Here is a 17,413-nt window from a genome sequence, read left to right on the forward strand (position 1 = left end):
GCAGAAACGATTTTTGGAAGTTGTTGAGAGATGACGCATGCTGTCTGTCACGAACGACGACGGGACGCCGCACACGTTGTGTTCAAACAAGGTTTTTTTCCAACTTGCGGCCTGTTTGCAAAGGAGACTCTTTGATGGTCAACACCGCCCCTCATTCTCACGATTCTGAAACCACACGCGAGCTGAATATCAACCTCCGTGGCCGAACGTATCCGCTGACCTGTAGGCGTGCCCTGTCATCACCCAACGCGCCGCCGCCGGAACCGGATTCTCCGACGAGGTCGTTAAGCAAACGGATTCTGTCGATGCTGTCGTTCCCGACGCGTCATCCGGACACATTCCGCGGCAGCAGTGAAATCGTGCGGGCCTACTGCAGCGATATGGTGCTGCTGGAAACCATGGCCACGCAATGGCGTCGGTTTCTGAAGCAGGTCCGAAAGGCCAACCTCACTGCCGTTGCCGGACAAAATGTTTCGAAACGCCAGCAGCAGCAGGCCCTCGATCAGGCCCTGCAGGTGATGGGACATGAATCCGCTGTCATGGTCGATGATCGTGGTGTGCTGAACGGCGACCTGGTCGAGCAGCCTCCGGTGCATGTGTATCAAACACTGCAGGAAACGATTCGCACGGTGGTTTCGAGTTTCGTGGAGGCCATGCAGCAGGACCTGGACCAGTTGTCAGATCTGCGCGTGGTGGGGCTGTTGGAATGGTTTGGCGACCGCACGTGTCGCTTTCATTTCTACGAGCATCAGCTGACATCTGTGGTGGACGGCCGGTCGACCGAACGTCAACAGGTGCCGATGTCCCGCAACGGCAAAACCCGACTGGGCACGGAAGTTATCGAAGAACTGACTGGTCGCCATGTTCACAGCGTGACTCGGAAAACGGAGCTGCTGATCGAAGCGAAGTCCTGCGCTGCCGATCATCCGGATCTGGTGCTGCCACGCGTCGCCCGGGAGTGTATCCGACAGTGTCCGACCTGGCTCCGTCCGGAATTGCAGGTGGTGGAAGGGGAAAAGATCCGGGAAGACTGGATGGAGCTAATCCGTGTCGAGCATCACTGGCAGGAACGCTTCTGCAAACAACGCATCCAGCCTCACTTTGATCCGGCGCTCACTATTTTCGGACACTACGTGCTGATGGGGTGGGACGAACGAGCTCATCAGGGCGAAATTCAGAATCGCGTTCGCCGGAGCAGCGATCAGCTCTGGCAACCAACATCGTCCGCAGCGACCGCACCCGATCATCGCTTGATCGCCATGGTGGCTGGCATCGCTGCCGCACTGTTTGGAATGTTCATGCTGCGTTCTGCCGGGAAACTTTCCGGTGCCATGGCCGTTGTACTCCTGCCGCTGACCTGCCTGCCAACGACCTACCGCTATCTGTCGGGCGGAAGCGGAATGATCCCGCTCGCCCAATTGAAGGTTCGGCCTATCTACCTCACAGGCAGCGTAATTCTGACGGTGATGGCCATCGGTTTCCTGATGGCGGCATGGTCCTTACACAAGCCCGTTCTTGCGATTGTTGCTCTCGTTCCGATCGGCGGAGCGGCTACGATGATTCACAAAGCGCGTCGAATTGGAGGTGCGGCATGACGACCACCGCGCCACCACGCGATTTGCAGAGCATTGTTATGCCGGTATTCGCCTTCTTCGTGGCCCTCTTTCTGTGCTATGCGGTTCCGCTTATCGTGCCGGAAGAGACCAAACGCACGACTCATGATGTCCTGACGTCCGTCTCCCAACCTTTGACGGAAGAGCCGAGTTTCGATGTTCCAATTGAGCCAGTGCCGCTGGAGAGTGTGGCGGCGACGACCAGACTGGAAGAAGCCGAAGACCGGCTGGTCAGAAACATGGAGTTCTTCGACAGTCGCTTTGAACGCTTCACAGCCGACCTGAGAGTTGCTGAGGACAAGGCGCTCAGTCGTTCCGATCTGGTGGGCACGCGGTATGAACTCCGAGCCCTGCAGGATCAGCTGGTGACTCTCCGAGACCTGACGCGGGAATGGGACGACATCAACTCAGAATTGCTGTCGGACAGGACCGGCCAACAGATCGCAGCGGGTCGCGATCTGCTGGAGCAGTACGTCCTGCTCGCTGACCAGCCGCGGCTGTCTCAGCGAGATGTGGAAGAGCTGACCGAACGACTGGAACCGCTGTCGCAGTTTATTGCGATGCTGGAAGATCAGGACAAAGTGCCTTACGAACCTGGCGAACGTTTTCAAACGCGACTGGTTTCGATGAACGGTCACATCTCGGAAGCCGTGCGCGAGTACGAAGACAGTCTGGCCGAGCTGCGACGAATGATGCGCGAGTCGCGGTCTCAGGAACCTGGTGAAGAAATCCTGCGCGATGCCATGTCACGCTGGCGGCTCGAACAGAAACGTCGGGCGGCGTCGTCAACCGCCGCCGTGCCAGCGGACACCGGTCCTGCCAAATCAGAAGCACCGCCCGAAGCTTCTGAGCCGCCATCGAAGTCGCCGAAACAGCGACGTGACGCTCCACCAGGAAGGACAATGCTGGCTCATCGCAGCGTGCTGTCCCGGCTCAAGCCTTACAATCCGGATTGGTCACAACACATGGTCTCGCCGCCGGCCCCCGTTGAGCGACAAACGGACCCTGTCGCGGAGGACTCGCGCACCGTGCCAGCCGCACCCGCCCCTCCGATCGTTCGTCCGCCCGTCCCGGTTTCGCAAACAGGAACACAAACAATTCAGACCCGCTGCCGGTGCGGACCGTGCTGCCGATGCCGCCACCGATGTCAGCCGGTTCATCGCTGTGTTCTGCGATAAATCTCAACGAACCAGGTGGGCTCAGCACCGGACCGGTCGCAGGCTGCGACCGGTCCGATCCATGGGCGGATTCGGCGTACCACTGACTCTGCAGGTGAAGGCGGTCTCTCAGCAAAGGGGGACTGCCTTCATCCCGTTTCTGACCTCCCTTGTCAGAAATCCTCTCCATCCCGTGATTTCTCGGCCGAATTCCCATCTCAACATGGCCAACCACATGGCCACCCGCTTCACATCTCCCCGGCCACGTTGAAATCCCCCACTGGACCGGTCCCAGCCTGCGACCGGTCCAGCAGGCACCGGCCTGCAGCGGGTGGCGTGGTGGGCGGCAGGACGTGGAACGTCGCGCCGCCGAGTTGCTCCCGTTGGTCGCGGAGGGGAATAAGGGGCGCGTAGAATTTGTCCTGGCAAGCGAACAACGTGAGCGACGTCTTCTCTTCTGAGCGTTAGCTCAAACCCGCTGCAGGGCAGGCACCGGCCTGCAGCGGGTGGCGTGGTGGGCGTCAGGACATGGATCGTCGCGCCGCCGAGTTGCTCCCGTTGGTCGCGGAGGGGAATAAGGGGCGCGTAGAATTTGTCCTGGCAAGCGAACAACGTGAGCGACGTCTTCTCTTCTGAGCGTTAGCTCAAACCCGCTGCAGGGCAGGCACCGGCCTGCAGCGGGTGGCGTGGTGGGCGTCAGGACATGGATCGTCGCGCCGCCGAGTTGCTCCCGTTGGTCGCGGAGGGGAATAAGGCGCATGTAGAATTTGTTCCGGCAAGCGAACAACGAGAGCGCCAACTTCTCTTCTGAGCGTTAGCTCAAACCCGCTGCAGGGCATGCACCGGCCTGCAGCGGGTGGCGTGGAGAGCGGGAAGTCATTGAACGCACAATCGCCAAGGGGCTCCCGTTGGTCGCGGAGGGGAATAAGAATAAGGGGCGCGTAGAATTTTTTCCGGCAAGCGAACAACGAGAGCGACAACTTCTCTTCTGAGCGTTAGCTCAAACCCGCTGCAGGCCGGTGCCTGCCCGGTGCCTGCTTGTGTGGAGGAGGAGTTGTTGCCAGCAGCGTTCGGCGCGACAGACGTCTTCGAAGTTGAAGCTCAGGCGAAACTGCGATGTCCGTCCTGCGGCATCGACACGCTGCAGGCCGACCGCCCGGCTGCCATAGATGCCAAAGTCGTTCACGAGTTCTCGTTCATCCGCCAGATCCCGTTCACGAACCAGTCGAATCTGAATCCCGGCGCGGGCCTGTTCGTCGATCCAGGAATGCAACGGTTCTTCCGGAACGTCGGCATCCTTTGGCCAAAGATGTGAGGCCACGATGACGATGCGTTCAATGATCACCATGCCGGACTGCTGCAATTCCATATTCAGCAACGTGCTTTGCCGTGCGGGACCATCCTGCCAGTAGTTTTGAGTTTCCACATGCGACACCGAACGATATTGATACAGACCGGGACTGCGCAGCAATTGCTCATACGCGACACGCCATGCTTCCGTAGAATCGTATTCTACTGTTAACCGGCCCAGGGTCTGCAGGTTATGAACCGCACGTTGGAGTTGTTCATCGGCGAGGCCACGGAACAGCGGATCCGAACATTCCCCAACACGGATCAGTTCTGTGATCATCTGCTGGTGAACGTTCTGCAGGCCGTCATCCGTCGCCAGTTGCAACTGCTGCTTCACGACCCGAGGCAGGGTCTCCCGAATGCGGGGTTCGTCATGCCATTGCAGCACAATCGCCACGCACATCAGCAGACCGAGCCACAGGAGTTGCAGTTCCACCGTCGTGGCTGCCGTCAGCAGCACCGTAAGAAACAGGATCGTCATCAGCAGCCCGCTACGAACGGACAGGCGTTGGGGTTTCGGGAGGCGCAGCGGGAAGGAGCAGAGCTTCATCGCAGTCCGCCTCAATCCAGCAGGGAGCCCAGCGAACGAGCATGGTCAGACAGCAGCTGCAGCGCTCGTTCACGTTCGCCGCACATCAGAGCTTCCTGAATCGGTGGCAGATTCGCACTGTCCAAGACCGCCCAGATTGCACCGGGGGCGTGGTTCCGAAGACGGCGGAACCGATACGGCTCATCCGGCTCCGGCGTCAGCATGCGGAGTCCGCGTTCATCGATGATTCCAACAAATGACTGTAACATCTCTTTGCTGTACCACAGCTGGCACACGAAAGTAAAGCGGGCCGTGGTCTACAGCGAATTTGTGCTGTCGCTCGTGATATATGGAGCGGCTTCCGCTGGTGTCGATGATGGTCTACAGGAAGACCCGGCTGTCAATCCGAAGCTGTACGTCTTCCACCGCCTGCTGCAGGGCTTCCAGCACGTCCGGATAAGTCTGCCGCCGCGGCGAACGGACCTGCACACGCAATCCGTTGTCTGCAAGGAAGGTCAGGTTGACTCCCGTCGAAGAGCGACGTTTCTGGCGGCGCTGCGCCTTGAGTGTGGCAGCAATGTCGCGCTGCGTCATTCGTCCTTCAACGGCCTGGGACGCTAGATTCCTCTGCTCTAAAGGATCGCTGACCTTGGTCAGTTCGTAAGCCGTTGCCGCCGCAAGGTCGCCTGTTTGGACCTGCTGCTGAACATCGTCGGGCAGACTCAATAGAGCCATGGCACGTGTGATTCGCGACGGAGAAATATGCAGGGCAGCGGCCAGCTGTTTCCCGTTCCAGTCGTTGATCTGCATCAACTGAGTGTACGCCTCGGCTTCTTCGAGCGGCGTCAGATCTTCCCGCTGCAGGTTTTCCACCAGCTGTTGTTCGAGCGTCGCTGAATTCGTCAGATCGTTTTCGTGGAAGGAACAGTCAATTGTTTTCAGACCAGCCAGGCGGGCCGCCCGGTAGCGTCGTTCGCCCGAAATGATGATCCAGCTTTTTTGCTCTTCGTCCCAGCGAACGCGAATGGGTTGCAACTGTCCGGTTTGCTGCAGACTTTCCGCCAACCGAGCCAGCTCGTCATTGTCGAACTGTCGCCGCGGCTGGTTCGGGTCCGGAATCACGCGATTCAGGTCCAGCGTTCCCAAAGACAATTTTGATCGGCGACCGATATCTTTCTCCGAAGGCACCGGACTGAACTGTGGTGGATGACTCGGTTCGGTATCGCCTCCCGTCGCCCGCAGAGTTCGCTGTCCCATGGATTCATCCACCTGTGCCCGCAGGGCATCCAGTTTTCGGCGTGTGGTACTCATCGCATTAAACCTCCTGTGTGCATCGTTTGTCCATCCATTTCGCGAGCGGAACATGCCAGCAGTTCATCGGCCAGTAGACGTGTCATTTGAGCCGCCACCGAACGCGGCTGATCAAACTCCACGGGCGTGCGTCCCGCCAGCGAAACTTTGAAGGCAGCTGCTTCCGGAAGCACCGACTTCAGCACGGTATCCGGATACAGCAGGCGGATGCGGTCTTCATACATCCGATGAATCAGCAGTCGTTGATCACGCCGAGTGACCAGATGCCCGAGCAACCGCAGCTCCGGGTTCAACTGCTGAGCCCATCGAATCGTTTGATGTACGGCCACCAGCCCCTGGGTTCCAAAGTCCTCAGGCGGCACAGGAATTACGACTTCGTCCGCCGCCAGCAGCGCTGACCAGCTGCAGCGATACAGATTCGGAGGACAGTCGATCAGCACGACGTCAAAGTCCGTCGCCGTCGACAGGAATTCTCGCAGCGCAAACTGCCTTAATCCCAGTTGTTCGGGATACGGTGTATTGAATGCCGCCAGATGCTGATTGGCGGGAACGAGACTGATGTTTTCGAAGCCGGACGCACGAATCAGCTGCGTCGCTGATCGATAATTCCGATTCTCACCGAACAGTGCGGCCATGGTCTCGTCAGCAGGCAGCGTTTCGACGGCCACGGATCCAAGGAAACCCTGACTGAGCGATCCCTGTGGATCCACGTCCAGCAGTAACGTGCGCCGACCTGCCGATGCCAGAGCTCCCGCCAGATGGAAGCAGGTTGTGCTCTTACCACATCCCCCCTTCTGATTGATGACACAGATTGTCGTGGGCATCGTTCTCCATGAAGTCCATTGGCGATTGCATGTTGCAATCGCCGCCAGGTGCCTGAAATCATTCACTCCAACCTGCCACAGCACTCCGTTTTCGTCAACGCTGTTGTTGCGACCCGGTGAAACAATTCGTTGGCAGATCGCACAATTCGTGGTACACACATCAGACAACAGGGACGGTTGAAGAGATGACAGTTTTGCCACGCTCTTCGCCGTTGATTGAACAATGCATGGAGCGACCAACGGGAGCGGACAATCCTCTTCCGAGCGTCAGCTCGAATCCGCTGCAGGCCGGTGCCTGCCTCGAATTCGCTGCTGGCTGGTGCCTTCCCGGTCACTGCTTATCGTGAAACGAACAAAGAATCGTCGCCAAACAGCATCATCGTCGGCCGGATTGGCGCAGCTCTCGCTGCTCGAACACAGTCTGTGTCCGCTGGATACGAAAACGTCACTGACCGAAGGTCTCGCCCATGAGGCCTGCTATCGCTATACCACCGCCGCCGGACAACGCTGTACGGCCACGGCCAAACTGCACCTGCCGCTGGGACTGTCGCCTGCCGATGAATTCACGTTATGGGGATTACTGGCTCTCACACTACGACAGTCGCAGCCAGACCCGCACTTTGCCGCCACACCGCACTACTGTTTGCGGCAGCTCGGTGTGATTGATGCCAGGGGACGACGTGGTGGTAAAAACTATCAGCTGTTTCGTCAGACGCTCCGTCGCCTGAGTTCCGTTTCCTATGAAAACGATGCGTTCTATGACCCGGTCCGTGGCGAGCACGCCAGCGTGTCGTTCGGATTTCTGAGCTATCGTCTGCCGCATTCCACGACATCCGATCGGCTGTGGCACTTTTACTGGGATCCGGTGTTCTTTGAATTCTGTACTGCGGCGAAGGGCAGCCTGCTGTTTGATCTCGAAACGTATCGCACACTGAGTCCCGCCGCGAGACGGCTGTTTCTACTGTTACACAAGGTGTTCTTTCGCCGCCGTACCTCTCCGGAATTCGCGGTGCGACAGCTGGCCGTTCACACACTCGGGTTTTCCGGTGGGCTGACCAACGGAATTCTCAATCGAAAGCTCCGGCAAACAGTCGAACCGTTGGCCGACACGGGCGTCATTGCGAATGCTGTTTGGCCGAAGGACCGCGGCATTTCCATGGTTCGCTTTGATCGCGGACCGTATTTTGAGAATCGACGACAAGGCCGCAGGCAGCTCTCAGTCGCGAGTTCGCCGCTGACCGAGGCCCTGATATCACTGGGGTTCGAAAGTCGCGATGCGGGGCACATCACGCGCCGCTATCGCCCTTCCCTGCTGCGGGAATGGATCGACATCACGATTGCCGCTCAGGAACGCTTCGGTGCAAAGCATTTCAAACGCAGCCCGCAGGCATTTCTGATGCATCACCTCAGCAAAGCGGCCTCTGGTGAATACGCACCGCCGGACTGGTGGCGGGAAATTCAGAAACAGGAACAGCATCAATCCACAGCGACGTCGCCTCTGCTTCGAAAGCTGGTGCGATCATCCAACGGCAATAGGGAAAATGAGGATCGCCATCAGCCGCCTGTCCGAATTTCGGAACTGCTCAACATCACCGAATAGAAGCGTACGACAGGATGCCGTTCACCGGTCGTGCGATTGCAGATTCCGTCGCCTGCACTCCCTTCAAAGAAACTTATCCACAAGCAAGTTCTCTCTTTGCTTACGAGTACTCTTTGGATCAGTACTTTGTACAGCCGCAACTCGACGTGGAAATTGGTAATGATTCTGCCTGTTTATCAACGATGAAAACGCCCCGACGATGACGCAAAGTCCACGTGTCGGGACGCTTTCGATGACGCGAAGTCCACGCATTGTGCCTCCTTGCGATGACGCAAAGTCCACGTGTCCCGATGTCATGGGACTCCGTTATCCACAGCCGAAATCCGACATTGAAATGGTCTGCTTCTCATGCCTGTATCAGTCTCTACCGCACAGCTTTCCATTGCGCCGCCAGTACGGTAGCGTCGGCCTGTGATGTCCGATTCGGAGCATCACCTGATTGCAGAGGATTCGGTGGACATTGGCGGCAGGAAGTTGCTGACAGCCATCGCTGACTGAGATTGCATGAACAGCGCGACACACTCGGTAAACTCGAACTCACCATTCGAGCTAAGGGGTCAGCGTTTGCCTGCTGACAGTGTCGTGCCCGTAGAGCCGGATGCCTGGAGACGGGCTTGTCCGGTTCGACGGAGGCTTGTCGGAGTAATCCCTGTCGATGAACTCATTTCATCCACAGACCAATCCCGACATTCGATCCGATAACATCTTCGATGTTCTTTCTGGCCGTTGTAAGCCAGGAAGAAGATTGAAGGCTTTGAGCGGCGAGTTTGGTGAATGGGTATCATTCGTTGCTGGAAGCAGGGCGACGCGGAAAAGCCTGTGATTGTTTTTTCAACACAGGTCGTCGCAGATCAAAGCGGGTGTCTTCTTATTGACCCGGCGGAATCCGGACGTAAGTCTGTGAGTTTGTCGTGTGAGTGAGAACAATCCCGTCCACGGGGTTCGGCCCTGACATCAGGGGCGTTCAACGTCGGCCGGCGTGGGGAGCTTTCGGCTGGTGACAGTCGAAACCGGTGCTGATTCCACCGGGGACCGCCTGCAAATCAGGCGGCTGCGAAGAGCTCAACCATGAAAGGCGAGTAATCGCTTGCCGGTAAATTGTGTGAGAGACGGTGCCAAACGGCGAAAACCCGTTGCCGACGGGTAAGGGGATGCTTCTTACTTCGGTCCCCAGAAATCGGTGTCTCCGTATTGCGGAGCCAACCGGAAACTATGCCGACTCGGGAGAGACGGACATACGGCAGCGGTGTCTTCTGCGTAACAGCAGATAGCGACGTGACTCACACAATGAAGACTGCGACTAACGCGGGAAGGACTACAGCGGCCGGTGCAGGCTCACCGGTGCGTCGACTGATCTTCGACGTGTTTCAAATGCTGTAGTTTGGGAGTGTGGCCTGATTAGACAGCGGTTTTGTGTGGAATGATTCCACGAAACCGGCGGTGTTTCCTGCAGGGCAGTGGGAACCCGTTTGCGATTCCGGGTGGTGCCGGATCTGTGCCGTTCGCGGCACACGCAACGACGAAAGGGCTGACGGGCTTGAGGAATCCGGCGAATGCCGGTCTTCCAAAGCTGTTCATGTTTTTCTGCAGAAGGCTGTCCGAGGCTTCGGCCTCGGGCGGCGTTTCTGTTGCTGCTGGCGCAGCAGTCATCCAGTGACTCGGGCAGAGTTCGGGAGAATTCTGCTGGAGTGACGATCTTACATCAATCAGACGAAAGGCAGCAGCGATGGTGTTCTGGCGAATTCCTGAGTTGCAGCAACGGTTTTCTGTACCACGGGCAGTATGGATTGCGCGGGTGCACAAGAAGAAGTAAGTGCGACCGCGCTGACTTCGACTCGTGCCTTCGCAATTCACTGCTCCTGGGGGTTCCTGGTAACGCCCCTTGGTTTTTTCATGCTGACGATCTTCAGCAATCGAGACATTCGTCTCCGGCTTTCGCAGTGGTGTGCCGCAAACACCACTGAATTTTCAGGGCGACCCGCGATGGGTGGCCCTTGCAGCGAGGCAACATGGAATATCGATGCGTCACAACATCTGTCACCGGATTCGTCCAGCAGATTGCCTGCTGCTATTTGCGACATGGTTTCTGGTGGTACGTCACGGGAGTGATCCCCGACAACAAAGATCCGAAATCCGTCGACCGCAAACTGATTGACCGATACGGTATCGACTGCACCGAATGGAGACGCGCCCGCAACAAGCAGCTTGGTCTGGCAAACCTGCACTATCTTCGTCATGAACACTTCTTCGTGCTGCTCGCCAGCAAAGGCAATCACGCCTTCTACACCGAGGAATCCGGACAGATCCGCGATATCCGCCGAGTTCCCCTGCGTTACAAAGGCTACTCCATCAGCTACCGCCCCGGTGGTCGAACTCGCAAAGGAGAGAAAGATCCCCGTTGGCATGCCCACGTGCAGATTGATCAGGAAAAGTATCGGGCACTTAAAAGCTGGTTCGAGGACATTGCCAATCGCCGGAACGAACAATTCCTGACTGAAGCGCTCAGCAATATTCCCTGGGAGCCCTATGCACCAGTTCGACGGCAGAAACTGCACATTGTTCGAGCGGTCAACAGGCAGCGAAAAACCTCGGGCAAGTCGCAGATGTCAGCAGACATGATCCGGCTCAAGCGAAGTATCGTGAAGCCGTTCGACTTGGCGTGATACCTGATGAGATGACTGGCCGCCTGAATATACGCGTACAATTTGGATCGAACGGCAGCCCAGAAATGCCGTTTCCAGCAGCGGTCCTGATCACCGTAGGCAGTTAAGCAAAATCGATCCGCGGTCTCCCAGCAAGCCAGCGTTCGTGACTTAGGACGGTTCGTCATTAGTTAGCTAGAGCACCAGTGACCCCGAGTAGGCGAGATGGGTTTCTTTGCAGCCAAGCGGCTTGTCATCGGAGGTGTGGTCGCGGCAAAGTCGCAGTAGGAGACCGATTTCGGACGGAGAATCAGTACAAGTCCCTCCCGGATCCCCGAGGCGGACTCTTGATGAACCAAGGCTTCATCAAGCTATCACCGACTGATTGGTCACTGGAAAGAGCAGGAAAAGAAGTGCGAATCGTCTACTGCATCCGGTTGGGGGGGAGATTCAAATGTTCGACGACGTTGAACAGAGTCCTTTTTGTGCGCCATCAGTTCACGCAGAGTTGGCGGTCCGACTATTGCGGTGAACGGGAGCAATCAAAGATGTTGTCAATCGGGGTTGTTTTGGTTGCAGCGTTCGTTTGGGAAAGCGCTGAATTCACTGCGCCCGCCTCAGTTGAAATCCGTACTGCTGTGGAACGGAGCATTCCGCATATCGAAGAACAGGGCGTTGTATGGATTGAAGAGAATAACTGCGTCTCGTGCCGCCGAACCTGCACGATGACACAGAGCCTGAGGTGGTACAGGTTTCAGGGACACGTGAATCTCTTATTTTGAGTCCGTAGAAAGGACCTCAGGATGTCTCGGAAGAAAAAAACATCAGTCAAGAAATCGTCTCGCCGTCAGTACACGGATGAGTTCAAAGAAGAAGCCGTGCAGCTGCTTCTGGATGGGTACACGGCTCCTCAGGTTGTGGACCGGTTGGGCATTTCAAACGTCAACGTTTTGTATCGCTGGAAACAGGAGCAGCTGGAACAAAGTGGTCCAGTGGCAAGCTCTTTGGAGGCTAAGGTCAAGGACCTCGAAGCCGATCTGCGGCGTGTCGAACGTGAGAGGGACATACTAAAAAAAGCGTTGGCTATTTTCGGCCGCAACGAATAGCTGACGTCTATGCGGCCGTTGAAGCGATTGTTCAGGAAGGTCATGGAAACGTGGCCGAAGTCTGTCGTCATCTCGGTGTGAACCGAACTTCGTTTTATGCCTGGCAGACTGCTGAGCCCACGATCTTTGAAGAACAGGATGCTCAACTGGCTCCGTTGATAAGAGTCATCTTTAAGTGTCACCGCCGCCGCTACGGGGCTCGTCGCATTGCCGAAGACCTCAAGGAAATGGGACTTCCCTGTGATCGCAGGAAGGTCTCGAATGTCATGAAAGCCCTTAAATTAAAGGCAATTCAGCCGAAGTCGTTCGTTCCAAAAACGACAGACAGCCGTCATCGACTGGGCTATTCGCCGAACCTGTTGCTCGATGCGGACGCCCCAACAACGATCAATCAAATTTGGGTTGGAGACATTACCTACATCCCGCTGACTGACGGGACGTTTTGCTACATGGCGATGCTGATGGATCTGTTTTCCCGGCGGATCGTTGGTTGGCATCTGGATAACAACATGACGGAACAGCTGGTCCTCAAAGCACTGCGTTCGAGCATCAAAGAACGACAGCCTGACGTTGGATTGATTCACCACACGGATCGAGGCGGCCAGTACGCTGGCAATGAATACCGATCAATTCTTCGTCGGGCAGCAATCACACAAAGCATGAGCCGTGCTGACAACTGTTATGACAACGCATCCATGGAAAGCTGCTTCGGAACGATCAAGAACGAACTCGAAATGACCGATTACCAAAGCAAGGCAGAGGCAAGAAGAGAGATGTCAAAATACGTCCGCTACTACGTTCACGAACGCAGACACTCCAGCCTCGATTACAGGTCGCCAGCTCAGTTCGAACAGATCATCAATCTCCCAAAATAAGAGAATGACCTGTCCCTGAAACCTGTACCACCTCAGCCTTCCCGTCGCAAAAGCAAGCGGTTTCAGAGTTAGTGATCAGTTGGATGATTGGCTCGATTGGTCGCTAAGGTCGTCACTTGAAACCAATGATGGGGGAAATACTTTTGGTGCAGGTAACTTGGTGCAGGTAACAAGGAGGGACTGGTTCAGCTGATGATGACTGGCACGCTGGTCGAAAACACCGAAGATCGACGGGAGTCCTTCACTAGGTTGGCGGAGATCATTGCAGAGGATTAGGAGACAAGTGGTTCATGGAAGTCCTGTGGCCACTTCCGTTTCAGAAGCGTCCGAAACAGGAGACCGCTGCTGTGACGACGAAGTGGCTCACTTTGGCTTTGGTAGATTACAGCAGTGCCCCGAAGGACAGCAGCGTTGTGTCAAAAACGCTCGAGCCTATTCAGTCAAGTGAGAACGCGATGAGCACGGTGTGGTATGCAGTGCGACTGTTGCTCGTACAACAGCTGGAAGATCAACAATCCTCGCTTGAATTTGTCTGAGAGCTACAAGCAAAACAACAGGAAGACGGTGGATGGGGATGGCTTGTCAACGACAAAAGCTATGCCCCGGGGACAAGCATGACCCTCTACGCTTTGCTCGAAGTTGGGAGTAACGACCAGCACATGATTTCACGTAGAATTCGATTCTTGATTAAGAGCCAAAAGAACGAGGGTTCGTGGCCGGTTTCAGGCACAAAGGAGAAGAAGCGCAACGGCGTCGAGGAGACAGCGAGTTATTGGGGAACTACATGGACTGTAATCGCACCCACCAGGCACTTCAAACACAATCCGATGCCGTTACACAAACAGCCCAGTGGAATCCTGATCACTTAGTATTTGCACAAACAGGCCGTATTGTGCAGCCCGTTCGACGACTTCAGTTTTGAGTATCCGTGTTGCAAAGAAGCCGGTTCTGCGTCGGGCATGTTTTTAAGTGGCTATAGTGCATGCTGGAATACTCGTCGCCCGGATACATATTTATGCTCATTGGGCACCGACAACATTCTCGGGTTGAGGGTCACCCGCGGGCTGCCCGCGATGCTATTGACTGGTCCGTTGACGTGCGAGATTGAGTGTTCGAAACAAGCCCCGGGAATGAAATCCGGCGTCGGCGCAGGTTTGAAGGTCTTCGAGGGCGATTTGCCAGCGGTTCGTGGCCGCGGCGATCTGTCCGCGGGTTTCTCGGAAGGGAAGGTTTTCAGGATCTGCGGCAACGGCGATATTTGTGAGTTCCCATGCCTCCAGCAGTGATGCGCCTGGAATGTCGGTATGCTGGGTGGAATCGTCCCCGGCATTCGGCAATTCGCCAGAATCGCTTTCCGAGTTATTCATTTGAAGCAGCGTCCATGCCAGGTTGTTGGCGATGACCGGGTGCCTGGGTGCTACCTCATACGCTTCCTGCAACAGGTCCCGTGCTGCGACAAAGTCAGCTCGCGCCGCGGCATCAGTTCCGAGAATCAGGGGCACCAGCCACTCGCCATCGCCGGCGAGCAGTGCGGCATGAAATGCCACAATTGGTCCGGGTACGAAGACTGCCTCGCCCGTTGACGTGTGGAGCGCCTGGGAGCCAGGGTTCAAGTATGCCGCGTCCCATATCGTGGAGTGTTTCAGCGCCAGAGTGATTTCGTTCAATTGCTGCGCCACCGCTTCGGGTGCCATCATTGACAGCCAAAGGCTGTATCGGCTGATCAGGTGGTCAACCAGCTTCGGCGACCTTTCATGCTGGCAACCGTCTGCGAGCAGTAGCATGGACTCAAGCAACCGTCCCTGAGCTGCCTGCACTCGACTGAGGGCCAGTCGAGCCACAACGTCAGTTGGATCCTCAAGCAGCTCTTTAACCAGAATCGACTCGGCATTTGCAAGGCACTTCTCGGCTTTGCGGGGGTGCTGTAATTGAGCATGTTCAACAGCAAGCTGTATGTGAATGCCTGCGTGTCCCTTCTGCAGTGGCTCCAGCAGATCCAATGCGTGTTGATGATAGCCTCGTTCTGATATGAACCTGGCCAGCCTGATCGCCGGTTCCGGATCGTGCGGGGCGGCCGCGGCTTCGTGCTGGAGGGCCAGAGTTGTTGTGAGATCCGTTTTCGGCAAACGCGATCGCCAGAAGCCGGCCAGAAATTGGTGTGCCGGTATGTAGCCCTTCGACGATCCTCGCCGCGGTGCCAATGACTGCATCAACCTCAGTGAGCGTCGGAGCAGCTCTTCCGTTGCATTCGTATCGAGCGATTCGTCTGCGGGACTCAGCAGAAACGTATGGTTCGCAGGACCATCGGCTGCAAGGTACAGCTGTTTCGCGAAGTTGAAAGATTCGGCGAGCCGATCATCGGAGAGCGTGAGGACCCGGGCGAAATATGTTTCGGCTGCTTCCGGGGCGTTTGATTCGATAGCAGCCTGAGAGAGACGAGCGTAACGCGCCTTTAAATCAGCTCGCGATTCGTCTGTGTCTGTCTGGCGCAGAATCATGATGATCGTTGCCGTCAACGCCATCGCCGGTATGCCGCATAACAACCGGTTTCGATTGCGCGAACGCAGATACCGCACGCAAAATCGTGGCACTCCCATCAGGAAAGCGCTCGGTGAGAGTTTGAATGTCCAGATACAGCGAATCATCGATGCTTCCATTGACTTCGTAGCGCAGCAACAACGTCGCCGAGAAGTTGTCGCTCCGCCTGTCGCTCGGATTCGATCGATAAGCCCGATGACCGTTGAGTCACAAGCCGCACCTGCCACAACGTTGTGGCCTCGGCGTCACCTGTGACTTCGTTGATGTGCCCCTGAATTCGAGCCCTGACACTGGTCGCGTTCGTCGACATCGGTGGCGGCGCAGGTTCGCCGTTCGGGTAGCATTCACAGAAGGAGACTCGGCATCGCTGGCCGGCTGGGTTAATCATGCTGACCTGAATAAGAAGATCTACTTCCCCATGGCCGGGGAGGCGATGTGTGTCGGTGTCTTCGAATTTCCAGTTCTGTCGTTCATATCCGACTCGCAAATCATGCCAGCCGTGAAGAGGGCCATCTACCGATAACGCACCGTTGACCGCCGGAGACCGGAACTTCCACGTTTTCGAGTGCCTGCCGAAGAGGCCGCGTTCTTCAGCGCTGGAACGTGTAAGCTCTTCAAAGCTGTCAACGTGAAACCCCGGCAACATGTCGAACGACGTCGCTGAGAGCGCCTCAAAACCCTGCAGCTGCGATTGGCGAATTTCGGTAACCTCAGGCGGTGGGGAGCTTGCGACATTCTGGCGAATCGCTGCAGCAGTCACTATTCCCCAATACATGGTGCCGCACACGATGAGAATGGTTGCCAACGTGGGGATCAACCTGCGAACGGAAACAAGAATCGCAAACCGAGCTCGTTCCGAACCATACACAAGGAATCGCTTATGCGTGGTGATGATGTCCCAAAGGACAGTCGGTGACAAAGTCGTGGACGCGCTGTCTGTGAGTGACTCAGTGTCCTCGATCGATGCCGTCAGAAAATCGAGCAGCGACTTCGTACTGAAGATTCCGATCAGGGCCAAAAGCATGGTGACCAGACCCACCGCTTCGTGAGGCAGGCCGACGGACAGATCTGCCTGATTGCGTTGATGTGCAACAGCAATAGTGACGATCCGAAAAACATTCGCAAGCAGAGACCACCATGCCACGGAAAGCAACAGCGGCACGCTGAGGACAAGACGACTCCCCGAAACCGCTACGTAAAATAATGTCGCTGCGGTGAACATGTAGACGGAACTGATTCCACTGCAGGCTTCTTCAACGAACAGGCGCCTGCCATCCAGTTCGAGCACGTTGCCCTGCATCACATGCAGCACATTCAGAAAATCGAGGATTCGGGATGCCTGTTCTGACGACAGCAACTGAAGCCTGTGGACCAGTGCTGCATCAAATCCAAGCGGCAGCGGAATCAACAGTACAAGCAGACGCCACGTTCGTCGTGCCAGAGGGAAGTGGCAAAGCAGCGAGTCTCCCAGCAACAGAAACGAAACCGCTGCCAGCCACGGCGACCAGAACCAATACGCAACGGCAAGCACAGGACCGGCAAGTCCAAGACCGACTGGAGCAACACGCCACTGGTGCTTCTCTGGAAACTCAGATTTCGTTATGCGTTCCCGGGTTACGAATGCAATCGCAAGTATGTAAACCGGAAAAAACTGAAAGTAGTCCCGCGACCAAAGTTGCCGACCATGTTCCAACAGCAACGGCCCGTACGCGAAGAGGGCGGCAACTGCGAAAATGATCCAGCGATACATGGGAGGACACCTGATTGGCAGGTTGGTGAGCAAGCAACGTTGGCAAACCAGCCAATTGCCATCCGAATATTCGACGTGCGGATGAGATTCAACGTTTCGAAATAAGATGGCCTCAAAA

13 protein-coding genes are annotated in these 17,413 nt (G+C 56.4%); 7 read left to right on the plus strand and 6 right to left on the minus strand.

From position 1 onward, the window contains the following. The first annotated feature begins 134 nt into the window (after positions 1 to 134). A complete protein-coding gene (locus tag Fuma_RS30280) occupies positions 135 to 1,595 on the plus strand; it encodes a hypothetical protein (protein ID WP_077027412.1) in 1,461 nt (486 codons plus the stop codon). After that, positions 1,592 to 2,791, plus strand: coding sequence for a hypothetical protein (locus tag Fuma_RS30285; protein WP_077027413.1), 1,200 nt, complete (start codon positions 1,592 to 1,594; stop codon positions 2,789 to 2,791). The genes Fuma_RS30280 and Fuma_RS30285 overlap by 4 nt, the downstream gene beginning before the upstream one ends. Positions 2,792 to 3,770: 979 nt before the next feature. On the opposite strand, the gene Fuma_RS30290 is transcribed toward Fuma_RS30285, so the two are convergent. The 4 genes from Fuma_RS30290 to Fuma_RS30305 form a co-directional block, all read right to left on the minus strand. After that, entirely contained in the window at positions 3,771 to 4,670 is a 900-nt protein-coding gene (locus Fuma_RS30290; RefSeq protein WP_145944462.1) for a hypothetical protein, read from the minus strand. An 11-nt stretch (positions 4,671 to 4,681) separates the two neighbouring features. Continuing rightward, on the minus strand, positions 4,682 to 4,918 hold the full coding sequence (locus Fuma_RS30295; protein ID WP_145944463.1) for a hypothetical protein: 237 nt from the start codon (positions 4,916 to 4,918) through the stop codon (positions 4,682 to 4,684). 112 nt (positions 4,919 to 5,030) lie between these two features. Then, positions 5,031 to 5,960: a ParB/RepB/Spo0J family partition protein gene (locus Fuma_RS30300; RefSeq protein ID WP_077027416.1), complete on the minus strand. Its 930-nt coding sequence runs from the start codon at positions 5,958 to 5,960 to the stop codon at positions 5,031 to 5,033. Further along, positions 5,957 to 6,784: a ParA family protein gene (locus tag Fuma_RS30305; protein ID WP_077028649.1), complete on the minus strand. Its 828-nt coding sequence runs from the start codon at positions 6,782 to 6,784 to the stop codon at positions 5,957 to 5,959. The genes Fuma_RS30300 and Fuma_RS30305 overlap by 4 nt, the downstream gene beginning before the upstream one ends. A 343-nt stretch (positions 6,785 to 7,127) precedes the next feature. Between Fuma_RS30305 and Fuma_RS30310 the strand changes: the two genes are divergently transcribed. The 5 genes from Fuma_RS30310 to Fuma_RS36045 all read left to right on the plus strand — a co-directional run bounded on the left by Fuma_RS30310 (position 7,128) and on the right by Fuma_RS36045 (position 13,543). Continuing rightward, a complete protein-coding gene (locus Fuma_RS30310; RefSeq protein WP_145944464.1) occupies positions 7,128 to 8,384 on the plus strand; it encodes a hypothetical protein in 1,257 nt (418 codons plus the stop codon). Between the two features lie 2,009 nt (positions 8,385 to 10,393). Continuing rightward, positions 10,394 to 11,047: a hypothetical protein gene (locus tag Fuma_RS30320; RefSeq protein WP_077027419.1), complete on the plus strand. Its 654-nt coding sequence runs from the start codon at positions 10,394 to 10,396 to the stop codon at positions 11,045 to 11,047. Between the two features lie 782 nt (positions 11,048 to 11,829). Then, positions 11,830 to 12,132: a transposase gene (locus Fuma_RS30330; protein WP_077023269.1), complete on the plus strand. Its 303-nt coding sequence runs from the start codon at positions 11,830 to 11,832 to the stop codon at positions 12,130 to 12,132. Beyond that, on the plus strand, positions 12,129 to 13,007 hold the full coding sequence (locus Fuma_RS30335; RefSeq protein ID WP_077022414.1) for an IS3 family transposase: 879 nt from the start codon (positions 12,129 to 12,131) through the stop codon (positions 13,005 to 13,007). Before Fuma_RS30330 ends, Fuma_RS30335 begins: the two co-directional genes overlap by 4 nt. Before the next feature lie 290 nt (positions 13,008 to 13,297). After that, positions 13,298 to 13,543, plus strand: a complete 246-nt coding sequence (locus Fuma_RS36045) for a hypothetical protein (protein ID WP_077027421.1) — start codon at positions 13,298 to 13,300, stop codon at positions 13,541 to 13,543. Between the two features lie 540 nt (positions 13,544 to 14,083). On the opposite strand, the gene Fuma_RS30350 is transcribed toward Fuma_RS36045, so the two are convergent. Further along, the gene (locus Fuma_RS30350; protein ID WP_145944465.1) at positions 14,084 to 15,652 is read right to left on the minus strand and encodes a tetratricopeptide repeat protein; all 1,569 of its coding nucleotides are present in this window, start codon (positions 15,650 to 15,652) and stop codon (positions 14,084 to 14,086) included. Continuing rightward, entirely contained in the window at positions 15,649 to 17,295 is a 1,647-nt protein-coding gene (gene xrtU / locus Fuma_RS30355) for an exosortase U (RefSeq protein ID WP_077027424.1), read from the minus strand. Before xrtU ends, Fuma_RS30350 begins: the two co-directional genes overlap by 4 nt. Positions 17,296 to 17,413: the final 118 nt, after the last annotated feature.

The sequence above is a fragment of the Fuerstiella marisgermanici genome (assembly GCF_001983935.1).
Lineage (GTDB): Bacteria > Planctomycetota > Planctomycetia > Planctomycetales > Planctomycetaceae > Fuerstiella > Fuerstiella marisgermanici.

What these genes read in the sequence shown, in the direction of transcription:
- Fuma_RS30280 (WP_077027412.1), top strand. Translation starts at nt 135, where the DNA reads ATGGTCAACACCGCCCCTCATTCTCACGATTCTGAAACCACACGCGAG.
- Fuma_RS30285 (WP_077027413.1), top strand. Translation starts at nt 1,592, where the DNA reads ATGACGACCACCGCGCCACCACGCGATTTGCAGAGCATTGTTATGCCG.
- Fuma_RS30290 (WP_145944462.1), bottom strand. Translation starts at nt 4,670, where the DNA reads ATGAAGCTCTGCTCCTTCCCGCTGCGCCTCCCGAAACCCCAACGCCTG.
- Fuma_RS30295 (WP_145944463.1), bottom strand. Translation starts at nt 4,918, where the DNA reads ATGTTACAGTCATTTGTTGGAATCATCGATGAACGCGGACTCCGCATG.
- Fuma_RS30300 (WP_077027416.1), bottom strand. Translation starts at nt 5,960, where the DNA reads ATGAGTACCACACGCCGAAAACTGGATGCCCTGCGGGCACAGGTGGAT.
- Fuma_RS30305 (WP_077028649.1), bottom strand. Translation starts at nt 6,784, where the DNA reads ATGCCCACGACAATCTGTGTCATCAATCAGAAGGGGGGATGTGGTAAG.
- Fuma_RS30320 (WP_077027419.1), top strand. Translation starts at nt 10,394, where the DNA reads ATGGAATATCGATGCGTCACAACATCTGTCACCGGATTCGTCCAGCAG.
- Fuma_RS30330 (WP_077023269.1), top strand. Translation starts at nt 11,830, where the DNA reads ATGTCTCGGAAGAAAAAAACATCAGTCAAGAAATCGTCTCGCCGTCAG.
- Fuma_RS36045 (WP_077027421.1), top strand. Translation starts at nt 13,298, where the DNA reads ATGGAAGTCCTGTGGCCACTTCCGTTTCAGAAGCGTCCGAAACAGGAG.
- Fuma_RS30350 (WP_145944465.1), bottom strand. Translation starts at nt 15,652, where the DNA reads ATGATTCGCTGTATCTGGACATTCAAACTCTCACCGAGCGCTTTCCTG.
- xrtU (WP_077027424.1), bottom strand. Translation starts at nt 17,295, where the DNA reads ATGTATCGCTGGATCATTTTCGCAGTTGCCGCCCTCTTCGCGTACGGG.